A 25,713-nucleotide genomic window follows, 5' to 3' on the forward strand; every position below is an offset into this window, starting at 1 on the left:
TTTTTCCTGGCCAGTCCGCTCACACCCCAGACCGTCGAAAAGCAATCCGATCCGGCCCCCGCACCGAACCACTTCGCAACAGAGAGGGCTTCTCATGGATACTGTGCTCATCGGTCTGCTCGGCGGACTCATCACCGGGATCTCGCCGTGCATCTTGCCGGTGCTCCCTGTCATCTTCCTCACCGCGGGCGCGCAACCCGCGGCCCCCGGGAAGGCCCCGGAGGTGATTCCGGCGAAACCGAGCCGGCCGTACTGGATTATCGCTGGGCTCGTCATCAGCTTCTCCCTGGTGACGCTGCTGGGTTCCCTCCTCCTCGGGCTGCTCTCGATCCCGCAGAGCACAATCCGCTGGGCCGGAGTCGCCGTGCTGGCCATCATCGGCGTGGGCATGCTGTTCCCAGGGTTCGAACAGCTCCTCGAGAAACCCTTCCAGCGTCTCCCTCGGCGCAAAGTGGGCGACGGCGGGAGCGGTTTCGGCATGGGGCTCGCGCTCGGCACAGTCTTTGTCCCGTGCGCGGGACCGGTGCTCGCCGCGATCATCGTGGCCGGAGCGACCGGAACGATCGGAGTGGAAACCGTGCTCCTCACGGTGTCGTTTGCACTCGGCGTCGCGATCCCGCTCCTCGTGTTTGCGCTCGCGGGCCGCAGCGTCGCCGGACGCATTCGTGGCTTCCGCAAGCGCGAGCGCACCATCCGGATCGTTGGCGGCGTCGCCCTCATCGCGCTCGCAATCGGGCTCGCCTTCAATCTTCCCCAGACGCTGCAGCGACTCCTGCCCGATTACACGGCTGGCCTACAGCGCGACCTCGCAGAGAGTGACGCCGGGAAAAACGCGCTGCAACTCGGCGGTCTTGTCACTGATGAGAACCGCGACTTGGACCGCTGCGCAAACAACGCGCCAGAACTTGCGGAGTGCGGAACCGCACCGGCGCTCCGCGGGATCGAAGCCTGGCTGAACACCCCAAATGGGGAAGCCATTGATCTCCCAGCGCTCCGTGGCCAGGTGGTACTCATCGATTTCTGGGCGTACTCGTGCATCAACTGCCAGCGATCAGTGCCGCATGTTGTCGCGTGGGACCAGGCCTACCGTGACGCAGGGCTCACCGTGATTGGCGTGCACTCCCCCGAGTACGCCTTCGAGAAAGAACGCGCCAACGTCGAGGCCGGGATGCAGGACTTCGGGATCGACTATCCCGTGGCTCTCGACAACTCACTCTCGACCTGGACAAACTACCGCAACCGCTACTGGCCCGCCCACTATCTGATCGATGCCGCGGGCACGGTGCGCCACATCTCGTTCGGTGAAGGGAATTATGCGGTCACAGAGAAGCTGATCCGCGAACTGCTGCAGGACGCCAACCCGGGTGCGACGCTCCCAGCAGAGACACGCACCAGCGACGCGACACCGGAGCTCGGGAGTACAACCCCGGAGACATTCCTCGGCTCGTCGAAAGACCGAAACTATGCTGGCGCGGGCGAGTACCGCGCCGGGACCGGCGAATTCACCTTCCCGGAGACGCAGCCCGACGACACCTTCGCACTCGACGGCACCTGGGACATCGAGACCCAATTTGCCACCCCAGGCGGCAAATCTGAGGGCACCATCCGCCTGAACTACCGGGGTCAGGAGGTGCGCACTGTTGTTGCTGGGACGGGGACCGTCACCGTTGATGTTGCGGGCGGGGGAACTCGAACACTCGAGGTGAGCGGCACCCCTCGATCCATTCGACTCGTTGCAGAAGACGACCCCGCTTCCGGCACGCTCGACCTCATGGTCACACCCGGCGTCGAGGTGTACTCGTTCACATTCGGCTAAGACTCGCGTGGCGCAGACAACGACAAATAGGAGGTGAGTAAGGCATGCTGGAGGCGATGGTCATCGATGGGGTCGAGTTTTCGGAGGATGGCGGCACAGCCGATCCGGCCGACGCGGCACTGCGACGCGCAGCGCTTGGCGATCAGCGCGCCTTCGCCACCCTCTACGACCTCCTCTCAGCGCGGGTGTTCGGGTTGATCCTGCGGGTACTCGTTGACCGAGCGCAGAGCGAAGAAGTACTGCAAGAGGTGTTCCTCGAAGCGTGGCAGACGGCACAGTCGTTCGACGCTGACCGAGGCCGCGCACGCACCTGGCTCCTCACGATTGCGCACCGCCGAGCTGTGGATCGTGTCCGCGCGTCCCAAGCTTCCCGGCGCCGTGATCTGACTGCCGGGGCCCGCGAGCTTTCCGACGCCGTTCCAGGGGTCGACGAGGAGGTCGCCCTGCTCGTCGATGGGGGCCGCGCGGTCCACGCACTTGATGCCCTTCCTGAGCCCCAGCGACGTGCCATCGTGCTCGCGTACTTTGGTGGGTACAGCCACAGCGAGATCGCGGTGCTCCTGGAGACACCGCTCGGCACGATCAAGACGAGAATTCGGGACGGCCTGGGCCGGCTTCGAGTTGCACTGGAGGGAACGCGATGAACGAGCATGAGTTCAGTGAGCTCTCCGCGGTGCGCGCCCTTCACGCGCTCTCGCCAGACGAGGAGCAGGCGTTTTCGCAGGCGCTCGCCGCCCACCCCGAGTGGCAGCGCATCGTCGATGCGGACCGCGCGACCGCCGCGGCGCTCTCGGCGGTGGCCGCACCTGCCACGCCCCCCGCCGCCGCGCGCGCCTCGATCCTGGACGCAATCGCCACAACCCCGCAGTTCGAGGAGCCTCCGGCTTTCATTCCCGGTGCCGCCTCACCGCAGCCCCCGGTCGCCGCGTCGCCCCCCTCCCGCTCCACGGCAGCCCGGATCCCAGAACTCGAGGATGCCGACCCGCTCGAAGACCCAGACGACTCGGATGCGCGGCGATCGCGGCGCAGTGTCGGATGGTTGCTTGTCGCTGGGATCGTCGCGGTCCTACTCGCCGTTTCGTTTTCATTCCCGCTCAGTGGCCTGCTCGCTCCTCGAGATCCGGTCGCCGTGGCACTCGAACAGGTGTCTGCTGCGCCAGATGCCGAGCTGTCAACGGTGAGCATCGCCGGGGCTGGCGAAGCGACCCTGCACTGGTCTGACTCCGTGGGTCAGGCGATCCTCGTCGCCGATGGGCTGCCGCAGATCGAATCGAACCGCGATTTTGAACTCTGGATCGTCCGTGGCACTCAGCCGGTGTCTCTCGGCATCATGAAGCCTGACGCCGAGCAGAACGCCACGGTCCTCGCTGGCGGTTTCCGGCCCGGCGATGCGGTTGCGGTCACGGTTGAAGAGCGTGGCGGGTCGCCCACCCGACAGCCCACCACCGACCCCATTCTCGCAATTGCGACGCCAGCCGCCGATCCAGGCAACAACGGTATTGGAACCTAGCGTTCCGTGACGACGCCGCCCTCAACGTGCCAGTGCCGGTCCAAGCGAACGGTACTGAGCATGCGACGATCGTGCGTCACCAGGAGGAGCGCGCCCTCGTAGCTCTCGAGCGCCTCTTCGAGCTGCTCGATCGCGGGCAGATCGAGGTGGTTCGTGGGCTCGTCCAACACGAGTACGTTGACGCCCCGCGCCTGCAAGAGCGCAAGTCCGGCACGTGTGCGCTCGCCCGGCGACAATTCGCCGCACAGCCGCAGCACGTGATCGGCCTTCAACCCGAACTTGGCGAGCAGGGTGCGTACCTCGGCTGAGGCCATCTCCGGAACGAGCGCCTCAAAGGCGTCGGAAAGCGGTGCGTCACCGGCGAACAACGACCTCGCCTGATCCACCTCACCAATCGCTACGGATGAGCCGAGCGCCGCAGACCCTTCATCCGGTTCCTGCCGACCGAGGAGCGTGCGCAGCAAAGTCGATTTGCCCGCCCCATTCGGCCCCGTGATCCCAACGCGCTCGCCCGCGTTGAGCTGCAGTGAGACCGGCCCGAGCGTGAAGTCGCCCTGTCGGACCACAGCGGCGTTCAGCGTCGCGACCACGGCGCTCGAGCGCGGGGCAGCCCCGATCGTAAACTCGAGCTGCCACTCCTTCCGGGGCTCCTCGACCTCGTCGAGTCGCCGGATCCGGCTCTCCATTTGGCGCACCTTTTGCGCCTGCTTCTCGCTCGACTCGGTGGAGGCGCGGCGGCGAATCTTGTCGTTATCCGGCGCTTTCTTGAGCGCGTTCCGGGTGCCCTGGCTCGACCATTCACGTTGTGTTCGGGCGCGAGCCACCAAATCCGCCTTTTTACTCGCGAACTCCTCATAGTCGTCACGCTTGTGCTGGCGCACGATGGCCCGCTCTTCCAGGTATGCGTCATAGCCGCCGCCGTACACGCGCGTGCTGTGCTGGGCGAGGTCGAGCTCCAGGACCCGAGTGACGCAGCGTGCAAGGAACTCACGGTCGTGGCTCACCAGCACCACACCGCCGCGCAGCCCCTGCACGAACCGTTCCAGGCGTTCCAGGCCGTCGAGGTCCAGATCATTCGTGGGCTCGTCGAGCAGCACGATATCGAAGCGGGACAGCAGCAGTGCGGCAAGCCCCACGCGTGCGGCCTGCCCACCCGAGAGGCCCGTCATCAAGGATTCCTCGGTAACGGCGGCACCTGATCCGGTGCTGGATCCCGCACCGGGGCTACCTCCCAGGCCCAACTCCGCGAGTACGCCAGGAAGCCTGTCTTCGAGGTCCGCGGCACCGCTCGCCAACCACCGCTCAAGCGCAGTCGAGTAGACGTCGGCGGGATCCGGTGCACCGATTGCTGCGGGCGCCGGGTCTCCGAGCGCGGCCGCTGCCACATCCATCTCGGCGGTCGCTTGCGCGCAGCCCGTACGCCGAGCGACGTACGCAGCCACAGTTTCCCCCGCGATCCGCTCGTGTTCCTGCGGCAGCCAGCCCACAAATGCATCGCTCGGGGCCAGATGAATCTCACCCTCCTGCGGCTGCAACTCACCGGCGAGAATGCGCAGGAAGGTTGACTTTCCGGCACCGTTCACCCCAACAACGCCCACCACGTCACCCGGGGCGACGGTGAGATCGAGGTTGTCGAAGAGGGTGCGATGCGCGTAGCCGCCCGCGATGCCCTGTGCCACAAGAGTTGCCGTCATGCCTTAAGCGTAGATGCGCGGCAGCATCCCCGCGCACAGACGCGGGGATGCGAGTGGAAGCTGCGGCTGCGGGTTGCCCGTCGAAGGGGGACGCCTAGAGGTGTTTCCCGCCGGTCACGGGGAGAACAGCCCCGGAGGTATACGACGCGTCGTCAGACGCCAGGTACACGTATGCACCCGCAAGCTCAGCCGGCTGTCCCGCTCGCCCTAATGGCGTGTCCTGCCCGAAACTCCCCAGCGCATCTTCCCATCCGGTGCCCGGGATCAGGGGCGTCCAAATAGGTCCCGGAGCCACAGCGTTCACGCGGATACCCCGAGGCCCCAGCTCTGCGGCAAGTGACCGAGTCAAGGACACGAGCGCCGACTTGGTCGCAGCGTAATCGACGAGTGAGGGGGACGGCGCAAAGGCCTGAATAGAGGCCGTGAAGATGATGCTCGCTCCCGGCTGCAACCTCTCGGATGCCGCACGAGTGATGAGCAGCGGCGCAAGCAGGTTCGTTTCGAGGACTCGCAGGATCTCGTCTCTGCTGAGCGTGTCGACCCCGGGTCTATTCTTCTGATACCCAGCGTTGTGCACCAGGATATCGATCCCGCCCAGCGTTGAGATTGTCTCTTCCACAACGCTTGTGCACACGGACTCTGCCCGAATATCGCCGGGGAGCAGGATCGCACCGCGTCCAGCTGCCCGCACGAGTTCGGCGGTCGTTTCTGCGTCACGCTGCTCCTCCGGGAGATAGGACAGGGCAACATCGACTCCTTCCCGAGCATACGCAATTGCGACCGCTCGCCCGATACCGGAGTCACCACCGGTAATCAGGGCGCGGAGTCCATCCAGCCGCCCATGCCCGACGTATCCCGTTTCACCATGATCGGGTGATGGCACGATGTTCTCTGTGAGGCCGGGTAGGGACTGCTCCTGTTCAGGGAATCCTGTGGACCAGTACTTCGTGCGGGGGTCAGACAGTGACATGTTGAGGCTCCTTCCGAGCGAGATTTGGGACGTACTGGCTTCAGCGATCAGGAATTCAGTGATCCCGCAGCGCGCTGATCAGTTCTGCCTTGCGAAGTCGGGAGTATCCTCGCAATCCCAATTCCTTGGCGCGCTGCTTCAGCTCGGGGACAGTTCGGTCTTCATAGTCCTCGGCTCGGCCGCCGCGGCGTCCGACCGTGCCCCGTCCGTCCCGTGCTGCCGCGTTCGAGATCCTGGCGGCTTTCTCTGCGCTCGCGCCCTCGTCGCGCAGAGTCTCATACAGTTCCGGATCCTTGAGCTGGGGCGTCTTTTGCTGTGGCATTGTCTCTCCTTCTCGTGCAGGCTCCTCAGACTGTTTCATGAGGATGCGGGTGTGTGTGGACGCGTGGGAGCGGGGGAGTCCGGGCGTAGAGTTGCAGCACACCGGCGATACCACCGTCCTGAAAGGCACGGCGTTGCGTCGCGGCTGGAGCGCCGTGCACCCGCAAGGCCTCGACGTACTGTTCCACGCGATCGGTATCCCCGAACCGTTCCAGTGCGGGGGCGACATACTCAATCAGTTCGTTCAGCCACGTCATCGCTTCGATCTCCCGGCACTCCCCCGGATCCACCAACGTATGATCGAGCCCGTCCCGCGCTGCGCGCCACAACGAGGCATTCACCTCGTCAGTTCCGAGCTGGCGGTCGTCGTGCAGAGTGTCCGTGGTCACAATCGTCTCAACAAGTGCACGTACGAGTGCCGCAAACCCCACAGCGTGCGCGGGATCCAATTGCACGTCGGCGAGGCGCAGTTCGATCGTGGGGTAGCTTGACGACAACCGCGCCAGCCAACTCACCAGGGCACGATCCCGAATCAAGCCGGCCTGAATCAACCGGTCAACTCGCGCGTCGTACTCCGCCGCAGAAGAAAAATGGGCGGGAAACACGTTGAGCGGCCACGAACATCCGGTCAAGTGACGCCAGCTATGGAATCCAGTGTCCGCGCCACCCCACAGCGGCGAATTTCCAGTCATTGCGAGCAGCAGCGGCGCCCATCTCGCGAGACCGTTCAGGGCGCGCACACCCTCCGCGCGAGACTCGATCGACGTGTGCACATGCATGCCGTTGACGTAGTGAGACCTCGCCACCCGGCGGGCATCGTTCGCGATCATGAGATACCTGTCGGTCTCCGTGATCTGTGCTGCAAGATCCGGCGTGGACTCGATCGGTGGGGTTCCGCTTGCCGCCAGGAGGAGGCCGTTAGTTTCGGCGAGCGCTTGGGCACCCGCCCGAAGCTCGTGCAGACGTGCCTCTGCGTCAGCAGCGGAAAGACACGGCGGTGTCGCAGTTTCAATCTGGCTGTCGAGGAACTCGTGTTCCAAGGGCGTCTGTGGCGGTGCCTCACGTATAAGCCGCTCGGCTGAACCTGGGACGGGGGCACCGGTTTCGGGGTGCAGCAAAGCAAACTCTTCTTCAATTCCGAGAAGCCGCGGACTCTGAACCATGTGCATCCTCCGGTCTAGTTGACATACGACGACTGGACTCGCTGTGTGCGTAAACACTCAGCGTAGGTACCCGGGCACGTCCCGTGGAGGGGGTCGACAAAAGCCGCAGCACTTCGCTAAAATCCCTGTTCACTGCCACTGAAAAGCGGTTCATAGCTCCGCTGACCAGCGCTGTCAATGGATTGTTTGCCGTGTGAACCCTGCCCGAGAATAGATGAGGAAGAGGTCCGCCAGTGGGGCGAACTCCGGGTCAGCGGGAGGGACGGAGGGAATGTGAACCAGAGCGAGAACCGCGCACAAGTCCGAGAGAATGCGCGCGGCGAGCACCGCCTCCCCGCAGCGATCGCCACGCTGGTCGCGATGCTGCTCTACGGGTTTCTTCCCAACAGCATCCAGCCACTCTGGCTCCGACTCTGCATCATCGGGATCGCTGCGGTGCTTCTCGGATGCATCCTCGTTGTGAACCCAGCCCGGACGCATCGAAATACTCGAATTTTCCGCGTCGCATCTCTCGCGCTTGCCACGCTCCTTGTCAGCGCGAACCTCGTGGCGCTCTCCCACACTGTCATGCTGCTCGTCACAACCAAACCCGGTGACGGGCCAGAGTTGCTCGCCGCAGCGGCCCAGGTCTGGGCTACAAACTTCATCGCCTTCAGTTTGTTGTTCTGGGAACTCGATCGGGGCGGTCCGACCGCCCGGCGACAGCGGCCTCGCTCGGAGCTGCCGCCAGCGGACTTCCGCTTCCCGCAGGATGAAGACGATGACACGAGCAGGGAGGTCTCCGAGCAATCCGGCCCGGTGAGCAACTGGCGCCCCAGCTACGTCGATTACTGGTACGACGCCGCGGTGACATCGATGTCTTTCGGTCCCGGCGCAGGAGTCCCGTTGCGCCCCCGGGCAAAGATCCTGGCAACCGCGCAAGGACTCATGTCGTTCGTCCTCGTAACGCTCGTCATCGCGCACGCCGTCGGGGCGCTCGGCGCGTAGGAGGAACCATGGCGAAAAACGCGACAGACGGAAAGATCGACGAGCTCGTTGCTCAGCTTGCGGAGCTTGCGAGTGAGCGCGGGGCGCACATTGCCGTCGCAGAATCACTCACCGGCGGGCAACTGTCCACGGCGTTGGCCGCGGGACCCCACTCCGGAGACTGGTATCGAGGGGCGGTCGTCTGTTACCACGCGGACGTCAAATTCGAGGTCCTCGGGGTCCCCCGCGGCCCCGTGATCAACGCGCGTACCGCACGAGCTATGGCCGCCGGCGTGAAAAACCTGCTGCGTGCTGACGTTGCAGTGGGTATCACGGGGGTCGGGGGGCCGGGGCCGGAGGAGGGTCGCCCTGCGGGAACGGTCTACCTGAGCGTCATCTGTGGCAACGCCGCGCCACGCACAACCGAACTCGCATGCGCCGGAGATCCCGTCGCAGTGCTCACCGCTGCGATCGATGCCGCCTTGCGCGCAGTCATCGCCGCGTTGGCACTCGATCACGACTCAGAATAGACGCATCACCGTCTCGCCCGCAGAGCTAGATCCACCCCTGTTGCCACGCGTGTTCTGCAGCGTCTTGGCGGTTCTGGAGGCCCAGCTTCGTCATGGCCGCAGAGAGGTAGTTCCGGACCGTTCCCGGTGAGAGGAACAGCTGTTCAGCGATGTCCTGCACACTCGAAGTTACGCGCGTAGCCCGCAGCACGTCGAGTTCGCGCTCCGTGAGGGGGCAGCGTTCGGCCGTGAGCGCCGCGGCCGCGATCTCGGGATCGATGTACCGCTTCCCGGCGGCGACGTCGCGAATCACACGAGCCAGTTCGCCAGCCGGAGTTGATTTCGGCACGAACCCAGACACGTGTGCGGCGAGTGCTCGCCGCAGCACCCCGGGCCGCGCGTGCCTGGTCACAATAATTGTGCGCGTCTGCGGCAGCTCCACGCCGATCCGCTCGGCAGCCTCGATGCCGTCGGCGCGCGGCATTTCGAGGTCGAGAAGACACACGTCCGGCGTGAGCTCAAGCGCGAGCTCCACGGCGGATTCCCCATTGTCTGTCCCGCCGACAACCTCGATGTCCGGCTCGAGGTCAAGCAGTGCCTCAAGCGCGCTGCGGATCAGGTGCTCGTCGTCAGCAATCAACAACCGAATGGGTGCCGTGTCGTGCTGCGGTGTCGTCTGGCTCTGTTGTTGCATCATTCCCCTGCCCCGGGCACCCAGACCCGCACTTCGAAGCTTGTGAACTCGGTGCCGGGCCGCGCTACGGTGTCCACGCCCGCTGACTCGCCCGCACCTCTGAAGAAGCCCGCGGTTACGCTGCCGCCCACGGCGGTCACCCGGTTCCGGAGCCCAGCGATTCCGGATCCTGCACCACCCGCACCCTCTCCGGGAGTAACGCCGTCGTTCGTGATGACAAGTTCCGCGCCCCCGCGCACCCCGGAGAGCGAGATCTCTGCTTGGGTGGCCGAACTGTGCCGCAGAATGTTTGTCGTTGCTTCTCGCACTGCAAACGCCAGTACCCGCTCCGTGTCCCGGAGCTGTGGGCAGACGCCTGAATCATTGCCCCCGCCACCGCCCCAGACTGGATCGATGCGGAGCGTGCACTCCGCGCCCGCGAGGCTCAGCACTTCCCGGGCGTTCTCAAGTTCGTCCGCGAGCGCAACTTCCCGGAGCCCGGCCACAAGAGCGCGAGTCTCCTCCATCGCTTCTTTCGCGATAAGCCGTATCTCTCCAAGTTGCGCGGCTGCCTGCTCGGGCCCCAGTTCGAGCGTGCGTTCCGCCAGCTCGGCTTTCAGGGCGATCACCTGCAGGTGGTGGCCCTGAATATCGTGCAGGTCCGCGGCGAAGCGGAGCCGTTCCTGCGTCACTGCAAGTTCAGCTCCGAGCCGACGAGCGTCGTCGAGGCGTCGCACCACCCGCCACAACCACAGGCTTGATAGCAGCATGGGCGGCAGCATTGCGCCATAGACAAGCACGAACCACTGCGGGTACCCGTCCCGTGCGCCGAGTGCGGGCCCCTCGCCAGAGGGTGCGGTGAGCAACGGCGCAACTGTCAGTGCGAGCAACCCCGCCCACATGATCCAGCGCGCGAGCCGCGGCAGGAAACATGCGAACAGCACCCCGGAGAACCACAATTGCACGGCCGCAAAAACCGCGACCTCTGGCACCACAAACGCGAGGCCCCACGACGCCACCGCCGGAACGAGGAGCGCGATCGTCCAGCCCCGGTGCGGGATTCCGTGACCAGTCCCGGCGCGCAGGAACCAGCAGTAACGTACCCGGGCAGCCGCTGACACTACGGCGAGCAGGAGTACCGAGAGGAGCACGCCGCCGCCGAGTTCACGGTAAGCCGCCAGGATACTCAGCGTGATGAGGAGGTCCATCACGACAAACAGGCCCACGATCGAACCGAGTGTGTAGTTCCAGGTAGCATTCACCCCGACCCCGGGGGCTGGCGTGTGCGACGACGTGGACATCTTCCACAGCCTAGAGGCTTGTGCCCTGCGCCACAGCGCGCCTCCACCCCGTGTGACAGATGTCATGAGTTCTTGATCTCCTGCGTCATACGCAGCCATGACGCCGTGACACTACTGCGAACGATCACGCTCCGGAAGGCTAGAGGTATCGCAGCAGCAGCAGCAGTAGCAGCAGCAGCCTCACGGGCGCTCCGCCGCACCCAGCCCTCCATCGAAAGGCAATCATGATCAGCACCCTGCAGGACTTCACCGCGTCACTCCCCGAGGTGTTCCAGTGGCTTGGAGTATTCCTGATCTCCGCGATTCCCTTTGTTGAGTCGTACTTCGGGGCTGCAATCGGTGTGATCGGCGGGATCAACCCGATCATTGCGGTCGTTGCGGCAATCGTGGGGAACGTGATCTCGATGCTCGTGTTCGTGTTCACGGCGCATGGAGTCCGCGCCAAGGCGACTCAGAACCGCGGTGCGAGGCCGCTCAGCCCGCGCCGTGCAAAGCTCAAGGAACGTTTCGACAGATACGGTGTCCCCGGGGTTAGCCTCCTCGGCCAGGTATTCCTACCCAGCCAGATCACGTCTGCCGCGATGGTGTCCTTCGGTGCCCCGAAAAACCAAGTCATTCTGTGGCAGATCATCTCGATCATTATGTGGGGCGTCGTGTTCGGCGTACTCGCGTCGGTCGGCATCACCGCCGTGGTAGGCGGCGGAATGTTGGGCGGGGTAACGCCATAGCCACACTCACGGGGAGCCCCACCGGAACGTTCCGGTGGGGCTCCCCGTATGAGGCCGCCGCCTCAAGCCCGGTCTGCGAGCCCAGGGTCACCGTTTTCTCGCGCACAGTGCGCGCAACAGTACACGTGCGATGCGCTCTCGACGCCGTGTCCCAAGATCCTGCAGCCACAACGTGCGCAGCGAGGCGCCATCGCTTCAATAGCGCACTCGAAACTGTCGAATACCTGCACTACCTCGTCGCGAGTCACCGTAAACGCCTTGTCATAGCGATTGCCGCAAGTGTCACACACGGCGGTATCGGGAAGCGGGTTACTGGCTGCTGTGGTCATCGCTTCGACTCCAATCTCGGTCCTGGTGGCCTCGGCGCGCTGGTGAGGAAGCGACGTCCTCACCCTGCACCTCCAGCGCATCTCGGGGATTGTCACCTTCGGGGTGTTGAACGGATTGTTCGGCACCCGGGGTCACAGCCGGTGCCTCACCATCACGCTGAGCGGTAGCGACGAGTTCTTCTTCGCCGCTGTGTTCCTCGTTGCGTTCCCAAATTTCACTCATGGTGGCTCCTCTCTACAGCTTCTGATTCGGAACATTTATCACCTCTCACACTCGGCCGCGCCAAGCCCCGGTCGCAAAGCCCTGGGTCTCCATGAGCCGCGCGAACTCGCGCAGATCCGACGCGACCTGCGCGTCGTCGAGCTGGAAAACCGCGCCCATCGTCTCGACAAAGCCCTCCGGCTCCCACTCGAGTTGCACACGCACGCGTGTCTTTTCGGGTTCGAGGTGATGGAACGTCACGACACCCGCATGGGTCGGGCCGTCCGTGCTGCGCCAAGCAATGCGCTCGTCGGGGATCTGCTCCGTAATCTCGGTTTCAAAGCCGCGCTCCGCGCCTCCGACCGCCACGTCCCAGGAAAGATGGGTGTCGTCGAGCTGACGCACCGCCTCCACACCAGTCATGAACGCGGGGTAGGTCTCGAACTGGGTCCACTGGTTGTACACGGTACGAACGGGCAAGTTGATGTCGATGTCGCTACTGATAGTGGGCATCATGGTCCTTCCTGCGTGGGCGCACCCAGGCACGTGTGCACGAGGCGTCCGACCCACGTCTGACTGACGGATACTGCCGGAAAATGTGCCCCAACCGGCGGTGTTCGGTGGGACTCTTTCGAGCGTATGCACCGCTCTCGACCGCGTCTGGGGGGTTGACTTCTCAGCCGAATCCCGCCGATATACGCGGCGATATCCCGCGAAGCCAGGAGTGTCAAGGGGGTGGGCAATTTCACACCGCTGCCGCACACTCCCAATGAGACCCGATTGGAGGCCCATGTCCTATTCCACCCTCCCCGATGCGCTCCCGCAGACGGCGTTTTCTCCTCGCGGGCCCGTGAGCCGCGCGGTCCTCGCGGCGCTGACTCACCGAGATCGAGCCGCACAGCGTGATCTCCAACCTTTCGTTGCAGACGCCCTCGCGGAAGCTACAGATGTGTGGCGTGATGAGGATCTCCAACTCGCGCTCTACACGCTCTACGCATCCGCCTACGGTGCCTTCGGAGATATCGACCCCTATAGTGAATGGGACCCAGAGCTCCTCACAGCCAGATCCGCGCTTGAACGCGCGTTTGAGCAGCAACTCCGAGCCGAGGTCCCGCTCCCCCCGATCCCGGAGCCGCGCGCTGCGGACGTCGCAGCCGCCCTGTTCGCCCTGACGACAGAAACGGGTGGCCCGAGTGTCGCGCGGTACCTCGCGAGGCAGGCGGACCAGGCCCAGGCCCGAGAGTTCCTCATCCACCGTTCGATCTACACACTCAGAGAGGCGGATCCCCATTCATGGGCGATTCCGCGCCTCACCGGACGACCAAAGGCCGCCCTCGTTGAGATCCAGTCTGATGAGTACGGTGGCGGGAGGCCGGAGCGCGTCCACGCTGAAATATTCGCTCGGACCCTGACAGCCGTTGGGCTGGATCGCCGCTACGGCGCCTACATTGATGCAGTACCTGCAGTCACTCTCGCTTCACAGAACGCAATGTCGATGTTTGGCCTCAACCGGCGACTCCTCGGGGCCATCGTGGGTCATCTCGCCGCATTTGAGATGACGTCCTCAATCCCCAATAGACACACGGGCGACGGTTTTCGGCGTCTCGGATACGGCCCCGATGTGACCGACTATTTCGACGAGCACGTCGAAGCAGACGCGGTACACGAGCAGATCGCGGGCCGGGACCTCGCCGGTGCCCTTGCCGAGGATCGCCCCAGCTTGCTTCCCGACATCATGTTCGGGGCGGCGGCCTGCCTCGCGGTCGACGGTGCGATGGGCCAGCACATGCTTGATCGGTGGGAGGCCGGGCGTTCCGCGCTCCGAGTCGGGACTGCACAGTGAGTGAAGTTGAGAGTCCTGAACCCGAAGACGCACCGGACAGAGAACGCCCGGGTGACGACCGCGGCGAGCGCCCCAGCATCGTTCCCTACCCCGACGGGCCACTCATCGTCCGCGGAGCGTTCCATATTCGCACGGCAGACGGGGGGCCGATCCCGCAGCACCGGCGCACGGTCGCGCTGTGCCGGTGCGGGCTCTCGAACATCAAACCGTGGTGCGATGGCACCCACAAAGCCGCCGGGTTCCGCACTGATGCTTAGCCGACACGATCACCTTCCCGCAGGATCCCCAGCGGGCTCGTCGACAAGCGTCAGGCCTGCTGGGCTATTCGCTTGGAAGCTCAGCATTTCTGCCCACTCCTTATTGATGCCAGCGTGCGCGAGCTTGTCGAACGTGAAATGGAGCGGGATTGACGGGTGTAGCCACAGCGCAGCTCCCGCCCCGCACGCAGACGTCTGCCAGCTGAACACGAAACTTTCACCCTTGCGGAGCTTGTTCGCGATGACAATTTTCAGGTGATGCAGCAGCCGATCCTCAAAGTCGAAGACGCTGTCCTGGATTCCGTAGTGCAATTGACCCATGCTGTGTGTCATCCCTCCTGTGCTGCGGCCAACGCAGCGAACGCCGGGTCGACCTGGTCTTCACGGATAACCGTCATGCCCCGTGGTGTATTTGCCGATTCGACGAGGACGTGCACCCACTTCGCATTGAGCTTGGGGGGTGTATTTCCTGAGAACCTGAAAATCAGCGGGATCGATGGCGACACCCAGATGGTGACTCGACCACTCCCCTGCTCTGCTGGATTCGTCCAGTTCACAAAAAAGCACTCCTGACGGCGGAGCTTCGTCCCGACCGCGGCCTTCACATGCGCAAGCACTCGATCATCGAATTCGAACTCAGTAACCCCGTTGTAATACAGAAACCCCATGCCAACCATCATGACCTGTCAGCTGGGGGGACGGCCAATTACTCCCAGGGTGCAGAGACCGCCCACGGCGCGGCGGGTGCGCCCGGGACAGCCCCGAGCGGGGTGGGTGCCCTCCACGACACCTTTTCCGGTGACAGCACGTTTGAGTATCAGAGTCAAGGCCCTGATGTTCCCGCGCTGGCGTGTTTAGCGTCTCAGACACGTGCACGCCGGCCCCCTCGACGCGGGGCACACCGGAGAACCCCTGCACTGGAAGGACACATGTATGTGCGCAATCGCTGGAGAGCTGAACACACGAGGTGCGATCGCTGATGCACACAGTGTGGCACAAATGGCGGCGGCGATGGCCGCCCGCGGCCCCGATGGCAGCGGCACACTGTCGCGTGGCTGGGTGGCACTCAGTCACCGACGATTGAAGGTGATCGACCTCTCGGATCGGGCGGCGCAGCCGATGCGGGACGAGGCGCTCGGTCTCACAATCGTGTTCAACGGATACATCGCCAACCATGCGGAACTCCGAGCCGATCTCCGCCACGAATTCACTCCCCGGACCACAAGTGACACCGAAGTCGTCATGCACGCCTACGCACGCTGGGGTGAGAACTGCGTCGATCATCTTCGGGGAATGTTTGCTTTCGCCATCTTCGACGAGGTGAGGGATCGTGTCCTGCTCGCTCGGGACCAACTCGGCATCAAGCCGCTGTACCTCACCCAGATTCCGGGCAGAATCCGCTTTGCTTCAACCTTGCCCGGGCTGCTCGCCGGCGGTGACATTGACACGGCACTCGACCCGATCGCACTGCACCACTACCTCAGTTGGCACTCGATCGTGCCCGCGCCTCGCACAATTCTGCGGGGCGTACGTCAGCTGCCACCGGCAACCGTGATGGTGATCGAGTCCTCGGGTGCCTCACGAGAGTACGTGTACTGGCACCCTCCCTACCGAAGGGACCCGGAACGGTCAACGTGGGAGGCCGCAGACTGGGCCGACGCCATCGCGGGCGCCCTCCGCACCGCGGTGGAGCGGAACCTTGTCGCCGATGTGCCTGTCGGCGTGTTGCTCTCTGGAGGCCTGGATTCCAGCATCCTTGTTGCGCTTGCCGCCGCACACAGCTCACGTCCGGTCGATACGTTCAGCATCGGATTCGAGAGCGTCGGAGATGACGCGGGTGACGAGTTCCCGTACTCAGATCGGGTAGCCCAACAATTTGGCACCCAGCATCACCGGATACACATTTCGCAGGCGGAACTCGCCGAGGCGATCCCCGACACGATCGCGGCGATGACCGAACCGATGGCGTCACATGACGTCACCGCGTTCCATTTGCTGGCGCGAGCAACACGCCCGCACAGCACAGTCGTGCAGTCAGGACAGGGAGCCGACGAGGTTTTTGCTGGCTATGACTACCATCTGGCTGCGGCCCAGACGGCCCGAGCTGAGGCGGCTGAGACGTTCTCAGAGGTGTTCCGGGACCGCTGCCATGCGGAGGTGAACGGCCTCATCGACCCTTCTTTGCACCTCCCGCAAGACGTGAGCCAGCGATATATCGAGGCAGAGGTGGGACTCCCTGGTGCCGAGACCGCTATGGATGCGGTACTCCGATTCGACACACACGGGCTCATGCCGGACGACCCCGTAAAGCGTGTCGACAGCATGACGATGTCCGCAGGCCTTGAAGCGCGAGTGCCATTCCTTGATCAAGACCTCGTGGAACTCGCCGCGTTGTGCCCGCCAGCGGTGAAAGCGGCCCAGGGCGGAAAAGGGCCGTTGAAAGAAATCGGTCGACGGATGCTCCCACGTGACGTTGTGGATCGCCCCAAGGGCTACTTTCCAGTTCCAGGGCTGCGCAGGCTCGACACCGCGGTGCTGCGCACCGTCAAAGATGTGATGACAAGTTCCGTAGCCCGCCGACGCAGAATGCTCAATAGAGACCGCGTTGATGCGCTTCTCGCAGACCCTAACGGGACCCATGACCAACGTGGTGGCAACACTCTGTGGTCGCTTGCAGTGCTCGAGATGTGGCTTCAGGAGCACGAAATACTCGCATAGCGGGGGATCTTGTCGGCAAGAAACGACATCAGTACCGCGACGCTGTCCGGTCGCCCCAGCCCCTCCCGTCACATGGGCTTCTGCCAGATGAGGGCATAGCGCCACAGCGCCAATCTGCGCCAGCGCACCCCGGGAAGTAAACGCTGTGCCGCGTGCCGCACAGTCCTGAAGTCGTGCGGCGGCGAGTGCGGCTTTCCCGGCGCTTCCCACCCGCCTCAGCGATGCCTTTTCCCCTACACGTGCCAAATATCGAGAAAAATCGCTCATTCTGGGCAAAACGCGTCGCTTTGACGGGCGGCTTGGCGGGACCGTTAGCGGAACGGCCAGCTGGACAGGCCCGGGACTCCAGCGTCCCGGCCCGCCAGACGCGGAACAGGGATTCGCCCCGCACAGCAGATGTTGCTTAGGATGTCCTTATCTTGATCGGACAATGGGGAGATGGCGTGAAGGACTCAGCACGGAAACACCGACGTAGCGCGCGTACGCTCGCGGGCCTGGCAGCACTGACGATCGGAGCCACGGGGGTGTTCACCGCGACGGCCGCGCAGGCCGCCGATCAGCAGGTCGCTGGCCTCCAGCTCGACTGGGGCTACAGCTCCTACGCCCAGTACGGGGTGTTCGGCCCCTGGGCGATGGAGGCGTCGGGGGACGGCGTATCGATCGTCTCGGTACCCGAAGCTGAGGTCGTCGGAGCCGTACCCGGAGCATCCAGCCGGGACTATCGCATTGCGTCGTTCGCGGACGGTGCCGGATCGCTCGACCCCGCCACCGGGGCTGGCACCATCACCTGGCCCGACGCGGGAACGCTCACCGTCAACCCGGTTCGGATGATGGGCGGGCCGGATCTGTTCTTCTCAGCCCCGATCCTTGAGGTCGCCGCCGACGGCACGGCTGCCCTGAGCTTCGAGGTTGGTTCGGGGGCCGGTGCGAGCATGGGCGGCACCCCCTCCCCCGCACAGGATCCTGTGCGCACGACCGTGCTCACCATGACCGACACGCACATCGCGGACGGGGAGCTGACGGGTACACCCGTCTTCGCCGGCCAGCACTACCGCAACGCCGAGGGCGTCCAGCAGACCCACGAATCGGGCGGTTCCTGGCTACAGAGCTACGTCGATAGCCTTCCGGACGCCGTCCGCGCGTTCCACTACATGACCGGGGCCTCGACGCTCAACCTGCAGAAGGCGCCGCTCCCGTTCCAGGTGATCGGCGATCTCCCGGAGGGCACCGCAACAGGCGAGACCCCGCAGATCGAGCTCTTCGCGGCGGACGGGCAGACCCCGCTCGGCACCACCACGGTGAACCCCGGGGACGAGATCGTGGTGCGGGGCACCGGCTTCGACCCCGAGGCGAACAACCCCGGCGGCGACGGCAGTGGGCTCCCCATCCCGAACAACCAGCCGCAGGGCACCTTTGTGGCATTCGGCGCAGTGGGATCCCCCTGGAAGCCGTCGGAAAACGCCCCCAGCGAGAACCGCACCCAGGTGCGCACCAACACCAAGTGGGTGCTGCTGGAATCCGTGATCGCGGCGATGCCCGCGCCACTCCAGGCCACGATGCGCGCACAGGCGATCATCCTTGACCCGACCACCGGCACGTTCGAGGGCCGGATCACGGCCGCGACCCCCAGCGAGGTTCCGACGAACGGGCAGTTCGGTGTCTACAGCTACGCGGGCGGCGCGGCAAGCGCCACGAATCCGGCGCAGGAGCTCTTCATCCCCGTCACCTATTCGGACGCACCCAAGCCCGGCGAGGGCGGGGAGACCGAGACCCCGGTCACCGGCGAGCTCGTGTGGGGCCTGAAGAAGTCCTGGCGCGACTACGTGGCCAACGTCGCCAAGGGGGCCACCCACCACAGCGCACACGCCACGATCGACGACGCTGGACTCTTCCACTTCCCCCTCGCCACGGGCAGCAGCTACGACCCGGAAACCGGCACGGGCGTGCTGAAGTATGAGGGCCGGATCCGCTTCCAGAGCGCCCTGCACGACTTCGACATCGTGCTGCAGAACCCGCACGTCACGATCACCGACCCGAGTGCGCCGGGGATCCTCAGCGCAGAGCTCTCGACAACCACCACGGTGGGCGACCTCACGGTATCCCGCGTGGATGTCGCGAGCATCGCGCTCACCGAACCGACGGTAGTGTCGTCGGCGATCGGCAGCCGCTCAGCCGCTGCCGCAGACCCCAGCGGCCCGGGCGCGGCACCCGCGGGCGACGCGACGTATCAGGCGAGCTGGACCGCGCAGGCCACCACGATCCTCGACACGATCCAGCCCGCAGAGCTCCACGACTTCTACGCGGGCCAGGCTGGCGATCCCGTGTCATTCGGCACCTCCCAGGTCGAGACCGTGCCGGGCACCGACCCAGCAACGGACCCCGCCACCGACCCGGCAACGGATCCAGGGACGGACCCCGCTACCGACCCGGCAACGGACCCGGGGACGGATCCGGGGACCCACACGGACCCGGGAACGAGCACGGACTCAAGCACGGACGGGACCGCAACCACGAAGCCCGGCACCCCCGGCAACGCGGGTACCGCATCGGCCCCGGGCCTCGTACGGACGGGCGCAGATCCCGCGCAGGGCGCACTGCTCGGTGCGGCCGCCCTGCTAATCGTCGGCGGCGTATCACTTGCACTCGCGCGCACCCGACGCTCGCGCACCGCACGCACCGCGGTGGGTGCAACGTTCCCCGAATAACCCGATCCGAAGTGCGGTCCGGGCGGCACTGCCGTCCGGACCGCAGATCTTCCGAGCCGACCCCCAAAGGAGACCCCGTGCTGACGTTGCGCCCGTCGCCCCCGCTGCTGCCCGAGGTGACCGCAATGGAGATTCCCTGGATCCCCGACGGCTTCCTCCTGACAACTATCGATTTCGATGTCGCCGGCCCGGTCGACTGGCTGGAGCACGCGCACGTCGAGTGCGAACTGCTCTGGTCTAATCGGGGAATGGTCACGCTCGAAGCCGACGGACGCGTGTGGGCTGTGCCGCCGGAACTTGGCGTGTGGATTCCGGCACACCTGCCGCACCGAGCGTCCGCTGAAGCCGGCGCTGAGGTGCGTGCCACCTATTTCGCGACGGACGCGAGTCAGCTCAGCGCAATGCCGAACCACGTGACTGGAGTGGCAATTACCGAGCCGCTCCGCGCACTCCTGCAGCACAACTTGCATGCCGATCTCGACGCCGAAGCGCGGCTCCGGATGCAGCGGGTGATCCTCGACCTCCTCGCCCCGGCACCGCAGGTCTCCTTCGACCTCAGCATGCCGAGTAGTCCGCACCTCCGCAGCATTGCCCGCACGATCCTCGCCGATCCGGCCGACAAACGCACAACGAGCGACTGGGCGACGATATGCGGCATGCACTCGCGCACGCTCGCCCGGCAGTTCACGAGCGAGACCGGGATGACATTCACGCAGTGGCGGATCTTGGCCCGCCTTCAACTCGCAATCCGCGAGCTTGCAGATGGACACCAGGTCGCCCGCGTATCTCGGAGCCTGGGGTACCGAAACACGTCGACCTTCATCGACCATTTCCGGACGCTTACCGGGCAAACACCCGCAGCCTACACGCGAACTGACGCCGTACTCAGGGCCTAGCGTGTTCCGAAACCGGTACAGCTTGTCGCCAAATCACGCGCGCAGGCGAATACAGTAACCAAGGTCACCCTTACCTACGTCAGATGGGATCACTCCTGTCTGACGTTTCTGATGTACCGAGCAGGAGCATGATGTCCCTCTTCCCCTCAGCCCGATCAACGCGACGGGTGCTGGGCGGCCTTGCCGCCGCGGCCACGATCCTCGCACTCGCCGCCTGCGGGACTCCCAGCGGCGACACTGCCGCCGACACCCGCACCTACGAAAGCGACTTCGGAGCCGTCGAGATCCCCCAGGACATCGAACGGGTAGTATCAATCGATTTCTACACGCCCGCGGCCCTGCAGGACATCGGCATCACCCCCGTGGGCGTGGTGAACAGCTACTTCACCGACACCGAAGGTGACGCGATCCCGCTGGAGTACAGCGAAGCAATCCGAGAAGCGGGTGCTGACTCCATCGGTGAATACTACGAGCTGAACCTCGAGGCGATCGTGCAGGCGAAGCCGGATCTCGTACTCGCCACACAGGATTTCCTGCCGCTCGATGACCCGATGCGTCCCGAGATCGAAAAGATCGCCCCGATCATCACGTTCAACGCACGCGACGGCGAGGCCTGGCGCACCCGCTCGGTCGAGCTCGCGAAGATCTTCGATAAGGAGGCTGAGCTTCAGCCCCTCGTAGACGAGTACACCGAGCGACGTGACGAAATTGCGACGAAGTACGCAGACATCCTTGCGAACAACACGTTTACCCTGCTGGGCCCGGACCCTGACGAGTGGGGCACCTACGGGAGCAAGCACTTCATGACCCCGATACTGCGCGATCTCGGTGCCAAGTTCCGCGAGCAGCAGGACGACGAGGTCACCAAGGACGGTTTCCCCGAGTGGTTCTCCTACGAAGAACTCGGACGCCTGAGCAATGCCGACATCATCCTGCTGCGCGACAGCCCCCAGGAGAACATCGACGCGCTCGCGAAGAACACGCTGTGGAACAATCTGCCCGCAGTCCAGAACGGCATGGTCTTTGATTACATCGATCGTGGTCCGACGGGATCGTTCGGTTGGGCGCTGCAGAACCTCGACGATCTTGAGGAACGTTTCGCCGAGATCCAGTCGAAGGTCGATGCCGCGCAGTGAGTGACACTCTTTTTGTCGCTGAGGTGACGCGCACCGCCTGGGTCACCCCCGGGATGGTGCGCGTCACCTTTGGCGGCCCCGGCCTCACCGGATTCACCACCACCGGCATCGGCGACGAGTTTGTGCGCGTCCGGTTTCCCGGCCCCAGTGGCGAGCTGTCTCTCCCGTACCAGGACGCGGCAGGAGCGTGGCACGAGCCCCCGGATAGTGACGCCCACATCGAGCCATACACGATTCGCCGCCACGATGCGGACACTGGCGAAGTCGACGTCGACCTCGTTGTGCACGGTCATGGCCGCGCCGGCACCTGGGGTGCGCACGCGAAGGCCGGCGACCGCGTGGCGTTTGGGCAGCCGCGCGGACTGTACGAGCCGCCGGCTGATGCCGAGTTGCAGGTGTTTGTGACCGACGCGACCGGGATTCCGGCGCTGGCCCGTCTCGCCGCCCAGCTCGCCCCCGGTGTGCGCGCAGTGGCAACCGTTGAGATCGCGGAGGACTCGCATCGACAGGATCTCGGCACTGACCGCGTACAGGTCGAGTGGGTCGTGGGCCGCGGCAACGGTGTCGGCCCCTCCGCAATCACCGAAGCGCTACGCGCGATACCCATCACCGATGACTGCTACGTCTGGGTAGCCGGTGAGGCCGGTGAACTGCGCGATGCCCGGCGCTACCTGCGCCACGAGCGCGGCCTCGCCCCGAAGCAATACGCGGTGATCGGCTACTGGCGCGACAAGCAGGAGGAGTGGCTGGAACGCTACGAATCTCTCGATGCCACCACAATGCAGGCGCTGCAGTCAATCTGGGATGGGAATGACGAGGAACTCAACCGAGATCGCTACGACACCCGGCTCGCCGAGCTCGGACTCTAGGCCGATGCTCCAGACTGCGGCATCTACTGCGCCCCGGGACAGGCCGCCCGCAGACCGCTCAACATCGGCGCCGGATCACCGCGGCCCGGGTACGGCGTCGAAGCGCGCCCTATTCCTCGGTGCGTGCTGCATCCTCCTCGCCATGGCTCTGGCGCTGGGGCTCTGGGTAGGTGCGCGCTCCCTCGATTTCGGAGACGTGTGGCGGGTACTCTGGCACGCGGATGGTTCCGAGGCCTCGTACATCGTGCATGAGATGCGGCTTCCGCGATCGCTCCTCGCACTTGTGATCGGCCTGGCGCTCGGCGTGGCCGGCGCACTGATCCAGGCGCTCACACGCAACCCGCTCGCCGACACCGGAATCCTCGGGGTCGGCGCGGGTGCGAGCTTTGCCGTGGTTGTGGGGGTCGCGTTCTTTGGCGTGACCTCATTCAGCCAGTACATGTGGCTGGCGTTTCTCGGCGCTGTCGTGGTCACGGTGCTGGTCTACGCGTTGGGATCGATTGGCTCACTCGGCGCGACCCCGGTCAGGCTCACCCTTGTCGGCGTGGCTCTGGGCGCGCTCCTCGGCGGATTCTCTTCTGCGATCACCATGCTCAATCCCGACAGCTTCTCGGACGTGTTGCGGTGGAGCGCAGGATCCCTCGCGGGGCGAGGCTGGGACACCCTCGAGGCGGTCCTGCTTCCCATTGGGATAGGGCTGCTCATTGCGCTCGGCAGTGGGAGGCCGCTCAACGCTGTGTCACTCGGAGATGATGTGGCCCGGTCGCTGGGGGCCAACGTGCTGCGCACCCGAATTCTTGTCATTGTCTCCGTGACGCTGCTCGCCGGTGCCGCCGCGGCGGCGACCGGACCGGTCGGGTTCGTGGGACTGATGGTGCCACATGTGGTCCGCTGGTTCACCGGGCCGGATCAGCGCTGGATCATCCCGTTCTCAGCCGTCGGGGCGGCGCTCCTGCTGCTCGCCGCTGATGTGCTCGGCCGCGTGGTGCTCGCACCGCGTGAGCTCGAAGTCGGCATCGTGACCGCGTTCATCGGGGCCCCCGTCCTGATCGCCCTTGCCCGTCGCAGAAACGTGAGCGCCCTATGAGTACGTCGACCGTCCCTGCCCCCGGCTCCCCTGTTGACTTCGGGAGCCGTCAGGTCACCGCGCAGCGGAAACTGTGGTCGTTCACGGTGTCGCTTCGCGGTGTGGTTGTCACCGCGGTACTCGCCGCACTCACCTGCGCGGTCATGATCATCTCAATTGGCTCCGGCAGCACCGATATTCCGCTCTCCGAGGTTCTCGGCGGGCTCCTCGGCACCGCGGATGACGGCACTATCTTGGTGGTGCGTGAGTGGCGATTGCCGCGCGCGCTGCTCGCAGGGCTGTTCGGGCTCGCACTCGGGATGAGCGGCGCGATATTTCAGTCTCTGACCAGAAACCCACTGGGCTCCCCGGACATCATCGGCTTCTCAGCGGGCTCCTATTCTGGCGCGCTCGTGGTGCTACTGATCACCGGCGGCGGGTACTTCGCTGTCGCGCTCGGTGCCCTGACCGGCGGTATCCTGACGGCGTTTGTGGTGTTCGTATTGGCGTATCGACGCGGCGTGCAGGGGTTCCGGCTCATCATCGTCGGCATCGGCGTCTCGGCGATGCTCTCGGCCTTCAATACGTATCTGATGTTGAAAGCCGCACCAGGCGAACAGCTCACGGCGGCGGTCTGGGGCAGCGGGTCCCTGAACGGCCTCACAATTGAGACACTGCTTCCCGTGCTGGTGGTACTCGCAGTGCTCCTGGTTCCCGCCCTTGCACTGGCACCGGCGCTGCGGGTGCTCGAACTCGGCGATGATGCGGCTGGATCCCTCGGTTCCCGCCCCACCACGGCCAGGCTCGCCGCGATCCTCGTCGGCGTGGCACTCACCGCGCTCGTCACCGCGTCTGCGGGTCCTATCGCGTTCATTGCCCTTGTCGCTCCGCAGATCGCTCGTCGACTCACCCGCTCGGCCGGAGTCGGGCTGATCGCCGCGGGAATGACCGGTGCGCTCCTGCTCGTCGTGAGCGATTGTCTCGCGCAGCGCGTGTTCGCTCCACTCCAGCTCCCCGTCGGCATCGTGACCGTGTCGATCGGCGGCCTCTACTTCATCTGGCTGTTGGTGCGCGAGACCCGTCGCCGCTAGCGCGTTGCTCACCGCTCCCAGCCACTCACCCCACCCCACCACCTCCCGGAAAGCCTGCCCATGCATCCCCTGACCCCCGTTGACCTCACGTCGCGCTTGCACAGCACCGACGTCACGCTCGCCTACGACAAGCGGGTCATCTCAGAGCACCTCAACGTTGCGGTCCCCGACGATTCGTTCACCGTGATCGTGGGGCCCAACGCCTGCGGCAAGTCCACGCTGCTGCGCGCGCTCGCCCGGTTGCTTCGTCCGAGCGCAGGCCACGTTATCCTTGATGGCCGCGCCGTTCACGCGATGCCGGCGAAGGCGTTTGCCCGAAGCGTGGGGCTGCTCCCCCAGTCTTCACTCGCCCCCGATGGAATCGTGGTCGCGGATCTCGTCTCCCGTGGCAGGTATCCGCACCAAGGGTTGATCCGGCAGTGGTCTCCTGACGATGCCCGCGCGGTTGCGGCGGCTCTGGCCGCCACGAACACAACGGACCTCTCGACGCGGCTGATTGACGAGTTGTCCGGCGGGCAACGGCAGCGCGTGTGGGTCGCGATGGCACTCGCGCAGGAGACGCCGCTCCTGCTCCTCGACGAGCCCACCACGTTCCTCGACATCGCCCACCAGATCGAGCTGCTCGAGCTGTTTCGCCGCTTGCACGGCGAGGGGCGCACGCTCGTGGCGGTGCTGCACGACCTGAACCACGCCGCCCGATATGCCACGCACATCATCGCGATGAAGGACGGCCGGGTGGTCGCCGAGGGGCCGCCACACGAAATCGTTACAGCGGAGCTGGTGCGCGAGGTGTTCGACCTCGAGTGCCTCGTGGTGCCGGATCCGGTGGCCGGGAGTCCAATGGTGGTGCCACTCGGGACCGCGGCATTGCACGCGCAGCCCTGAGCGAACAACAAGCACGACATTTCCCACTTAACTTGCACACTGGTGTGCAAGTTATTACAGTCGTT

At 65.0% G+C, this 25,713-nt stretch carries 26 protein-coding genes; 16 read left to right on the forward strand and 10 right to left on the reverse strand.

Annotated features, from left to right (window positions below):
- Window positions 1-94 precede the first annotated feature (94 nt).
- Genes FM113_RS10115 through FM113_RS10125 form a run of 3 tightly spaced genes read left to right on the forward strand, consistent with a single transcriptional unit; the run spans window position 95 to window position 3,326 of the window.
- Entirely contained in the window at window positions 95-1,816 is a 1,722-nt protein-coding gene (locus tag FM113_RS10115; RefSeq protein WP_087014247.1) for a cytochrome c biogenesis protein CcdA, read from the forward strand.
- A gap of 44 nt (window positions 1,817-1,860) precedes the next feature.
- Window positions 1,861-2,460: an ECF RNA polymerase sigma factor SigK gene (sigK, locus tag FM113_RS10120; RefSeq protein WP_254908954.1), complete on the forward strand. Its 600-nt coding sequence runs from the start codon at window positions 1,861-1,863 to the stop codon at window positions 2,458-2,460.
- A complete protein-coding gene (locus FM113_RS10125; RefSeq protein WP_087014249.1) occupies window positions 2,457-3,326 on the forward strand; it encodes an anti-sigma factor in 870 nt (289 codons plus the stop codon). Before sigK ends, FM113_RS10125 begins: the two co-directional genes overlap by 4 nt.
- Here FM113_RS10125 and FM113_RS10130 read toward each other — a convergent pair.
- The 4 genes from FM113_RS10130 to FM113_RS10145 all read right to left on the reverse strand — a co-directional run bounded on the left by FM113_RS10130 (window position 3,323) and on the right by FM113_RS10145 (window position 7,474).
- Entirely contained in the window at window positions 3,323-5,020 is a 1,698-nt protein-coding gene (locus FM113_RS10130; RefSeq protein WP_087014251.1) for an ABC-F family ATP-binding cassette domain-containing protein, read from the reverse strand. The two genes, FM113_RS10125 and FM113_RS10130, sit on opposite strands and share 4 nt — an antisense overlap.
- Before the next feature lie 94 nt (window positions 5,021-5,114).
- Complete coding sequence (locus FM113_RS10135; protein WP_087014253.1) at window positions 5,115-5,990, reverse strand: SDR family oxidoreductase; 876 nt, start codon at window positions 5,988-5,990, stop codon at window positions 5,115-5,117.
- 55 nt (window positions 5,991-6,045) lie between these two features.
- The gene (locus tag FM113_RS10140) at window positions 6,046-6,312 is read right to left on the reverse strand and encodes a Rho termination factor N-terminal domain-containing protein (RefSeq protein ID WP_087014256.1); all 267 of its coding nucleotides are present in this window, start codon (window positions 6,310-6,312) and stop codon (window positions 6,046-6,048) included.
- A gap of 25 nt (window positions 6,313-6,337) precedes the next feature.
- A complete protein-coding gene (locus FM113_RS10145; protein ID WP_176387162.1) occupies window positions 6,338-7,474 on the reverse strand; it encodes a YbdK family carboxylate-amine ligase in 1,137 nt (378 codons plus the stop codon).
- 273 nt (window positions 7,475-7,747) lie between these two features.
- On the opposite strand from FM113_RS10145, the gene FM113_RS10150 reads away from it, so the two are divergent.
- Window positions 7,748-8,461, forward strand: coding sequence for a hypothetical protein (locus FM113_RS10150; protein WP_087014260.1), 714 nt, complete (start codon window positions 7,748-7,750; stop codon window positions 8,459-8,461).
- 8 nt (window positions 8,462-8,469) lie between these two features.
- Window positions 8,470-8,970: a CinA family protein gene (locus FM113_RS10155; protein ID WP_087014262.1), complete on the forward strand. Its 501-nt coding sequence runs from the start codon at window positions 8,470-8,472 to the stop codon at window positions 8,968-8,970.
- Between the two features lie 25 nt (window positions 8,971-8,995).
- On the opposite strand, the gene FM113_RS10160 is transcribed toward FM113_RS10155, so the two are convergent.
- Complete coding sequence (locus tag FM113_RS10160) at window positions 8,996-9,646, reverse strand: DNA-binding response regulator (RefSeq protein ID WP_254908955.1); 651 nt, start codon at window positions 9,644-9,646, stop codon at window positions 8,996-8,998.
- Window positions 9,643-10,923, reverse strand: coding sequence for a sensor histidine kinase (locus tag FM113_RS10165; RefSeq protein WP_176387163.1), 1,281 nt, complete (start codon window positions 10,921-10,923; stop codon window positions 9,643-9,645). Before FM113_RS10165 ends, FM113_RS10160 begins: the two co-directional genes overlap by 4 nt.
- Window positions 10,924-11,147: 224 nt before the next feature.
- On the opposite strand from FM113_RS10165, the gene FM113_RS10170 reads away from it, so the two are divergent.
- Complete coding sequence (locus tag FM113_RS10170; RefSeq protein ID WP_087014268.1) at window positions 11,148-11,651, forward strand: small multi-drug export protein; 504 nt, start codon at window positions 11,148-11,150, stop codon at window positions 11,649-11,651.
- A 309-nt stretch (window positions 11,652-11,960) separates the two neighbouring features.
- On the opposite strand, the gene FM113_RS10180 is transcribed toward FM113_RS10170, so the two are convergent.
- Both FM113_RS10180 and FM113_RS10185 read right to left on the reverse strand, forming a co-directional pair.
- A complete protein-coding gene (locus FM113_RS10180; protein ID WP_087014271.1) occupies window positions 11,961-12,203 on the reverse strand; it encodes a hypothetical protein in 243 nt (80 codons plus the stop codon).
- A 45-nt stretch (window positions 12,204-12,248) separates the two neighbouring features.
- Complete coding sequence (locus FM113_RS10185; protein WP_087014274.1) at window positions 12,249-12,698, reverse strand: SRPBCC family protein; 450 nt, start codon at window positions 12,696-12,698, stop codon at window positions 12,249-12,251.
- A 274-nt stretch (window positions 12,699-12,972) separates the two neighbouring features.
- Here FM113_RS10185 and FM113_RS10190 point away from each other — a divergent pair, with 274 nt between their 5' ends.
- On the forward strand, window positions 12,973-14,025 hold the full coding sequence (locus FM113_RS10190; protein ID WP_087014276.1) for an iron-containing redox enzyme family protein: 1,053 nt from the start codon (window positions 12,973-12,975) through the stop codon (window positions 14,023-14,025).
- Between the two features lie 77 nt (window positions 14,026-14,102).
- Entirely contained in the window at window positions 14,103-14,282 is a 180-nt protein-coding gene (locus tag FM113_RS10195) for a CDGSH iron-sulfur domain-containing protein (RefSeq protein WP_254908962.1), read from the forward strand.
- Between the two features lie 9 nt (window positions 14,283-14,291).
- Here FM113_RS10195 and FM113_RS10200 read toward each other — a convergent pair whose 3' ends face one another.
- Window positions 14,292-14,615 carry a hypothetical protein gene (locus FM113_RS10200; protein WP_254908956.1) on the reverse strand — a complete coding sequence of 108 codons (324 nt, stop codon included), beginning with the start codon at window positions 14,613-14,615 and terminating at the stop codon, window positions 14,292-14,294.
- The gene (locus tag FM113_RS10205; RefSeq protein ID WP_087014279.1) at window positions 14,612-14,950 is read right to left on the reverse strand and encodes a hypothetical protein; all 339 of its coding nucleotides are present in this window, start codon (window positions 14,948-14,950) and stop codon (window positions 14,612-14,614) included. Before FM113_RS10205 ends, FM113_RS10200 begins: the two co-directional genes overlap by 4 nt.
- Before the next feature lie 265 nt (window positions 14,951-15,215).
- Here FM113_RS10205 and FM113_RS10210 point away from each other — a divergent pair, with 265 nt between their 5' ends.
- From FM113_RS10210 to FM113_RS10245, 8 genes are all read left to right on the forward strand, one after another.
- Window positions 15,216-17,000 (forward strand): N-acetylglutaminylglutamine amidotransferase, encoded by a 1,785-nt coding sequence (locus tag FM113_RS10210; RefSeq protein ID WP_087014281.1) that lies wholly within the window; start codon window positions 15,216-15,218, stop codon window positions 16,998-17,000.
- 443 nt (window positions 17,001-17,443) lie between these two features.
- Window positions 17,444-19,705 (forward strand): HtaA domain-containing protein, encoded by a 2,262-nt coding sequence (locus tag FM113_RS10215; protein WP_087014283.1) that lies wholly within the window; start codon window positions 17,444-17,446, stop codon window positions 19,703-19,705.
- A gap of 77 nt (window positions 19,706-19,782) precedes the next feature.
- Window positions 19,783-20,601, forward strand: a complete 819-nt coding sequence (locus FM113_RS10220) for an AraC family transcriptional regulator (protein ID WP_087014286.1) — start codon at window positions 19,783-19,785, stop codon at window positions 20,599-20,601.
- Between the two features lie 128 nt (window positions 20,602-20,729).
- Entirely contained in the window at window positions 20,730-21,737 is a 1,008-nt protein-coding gene (locus tag FM113_RS10225; protein WP_087014288.1) for an ABC transporter substrate-binding protein, read from the forward strand.
- Window positions 21,734-22,606 carry a siderophore-interacting protein gene (locus tag FM113_RS10230; protein ID WP_217895992.1) on the forward strand — a complete coding sequence of 291 codons (873 nt, stop codon included), beginning with the start codon at window positions 21,734-21,736 and terminating at the stop codon, window positions 22,604-22,606. Before FM113_RS10225 ends, FM113_RS10230 begins: the two co-directional genes overlap by 4 nt.
- Before the next feature lie 142 nt (window positions 22,607-22,748).
- Window positions 22,749-23,693 (forward strand): iron ABC transporter permease, encoded by a 945-nt coding sequence (locus FM113_RS10235; RefSeq protein ID WP_254908957.1) that lies wholly within the window; start codon window positions 22,749-22,751, stop codon window positions 23,691-23,693.
- Entirely contained in the window at window positions 23,690-24,763 is a 1,074-nt protein-coding gene (locus FM113_RS10240) for an iron chelate uptake ABC transporter family permease subunit (protein ID WP_087014293.1), read from the forward strand. Before FM113_RS10235 ends, FM113_RS10240 begins: the two co-directional genes overlap by 4 nt.
- 60 nt (window positions 24,764-24,823) lie before the next feature.
- The gene (locus FM113_RS10245; protein ID WP_087014295.1) at window positions 24,824-25,648 is read left to right on the forward strand and encodes an ABC transporter ATP-binding protein; all 825 of its coding nucleotides are present in this window, start codon (window positions 24,824-24,826) and stop codon (window positions 25,646-25,648) included.
- Window positions 25,649-25,713: the final 65 nt, after the last annotated feature.

This window comes from Leucobacter sp. 7(1), assembly GCF_900163635.1.
Taxonomy (GTDB): Bacteria; Actinomycetota; Actinomycetes; order Actinomycetales; family Microbacteriaceae; genus Leucobacter.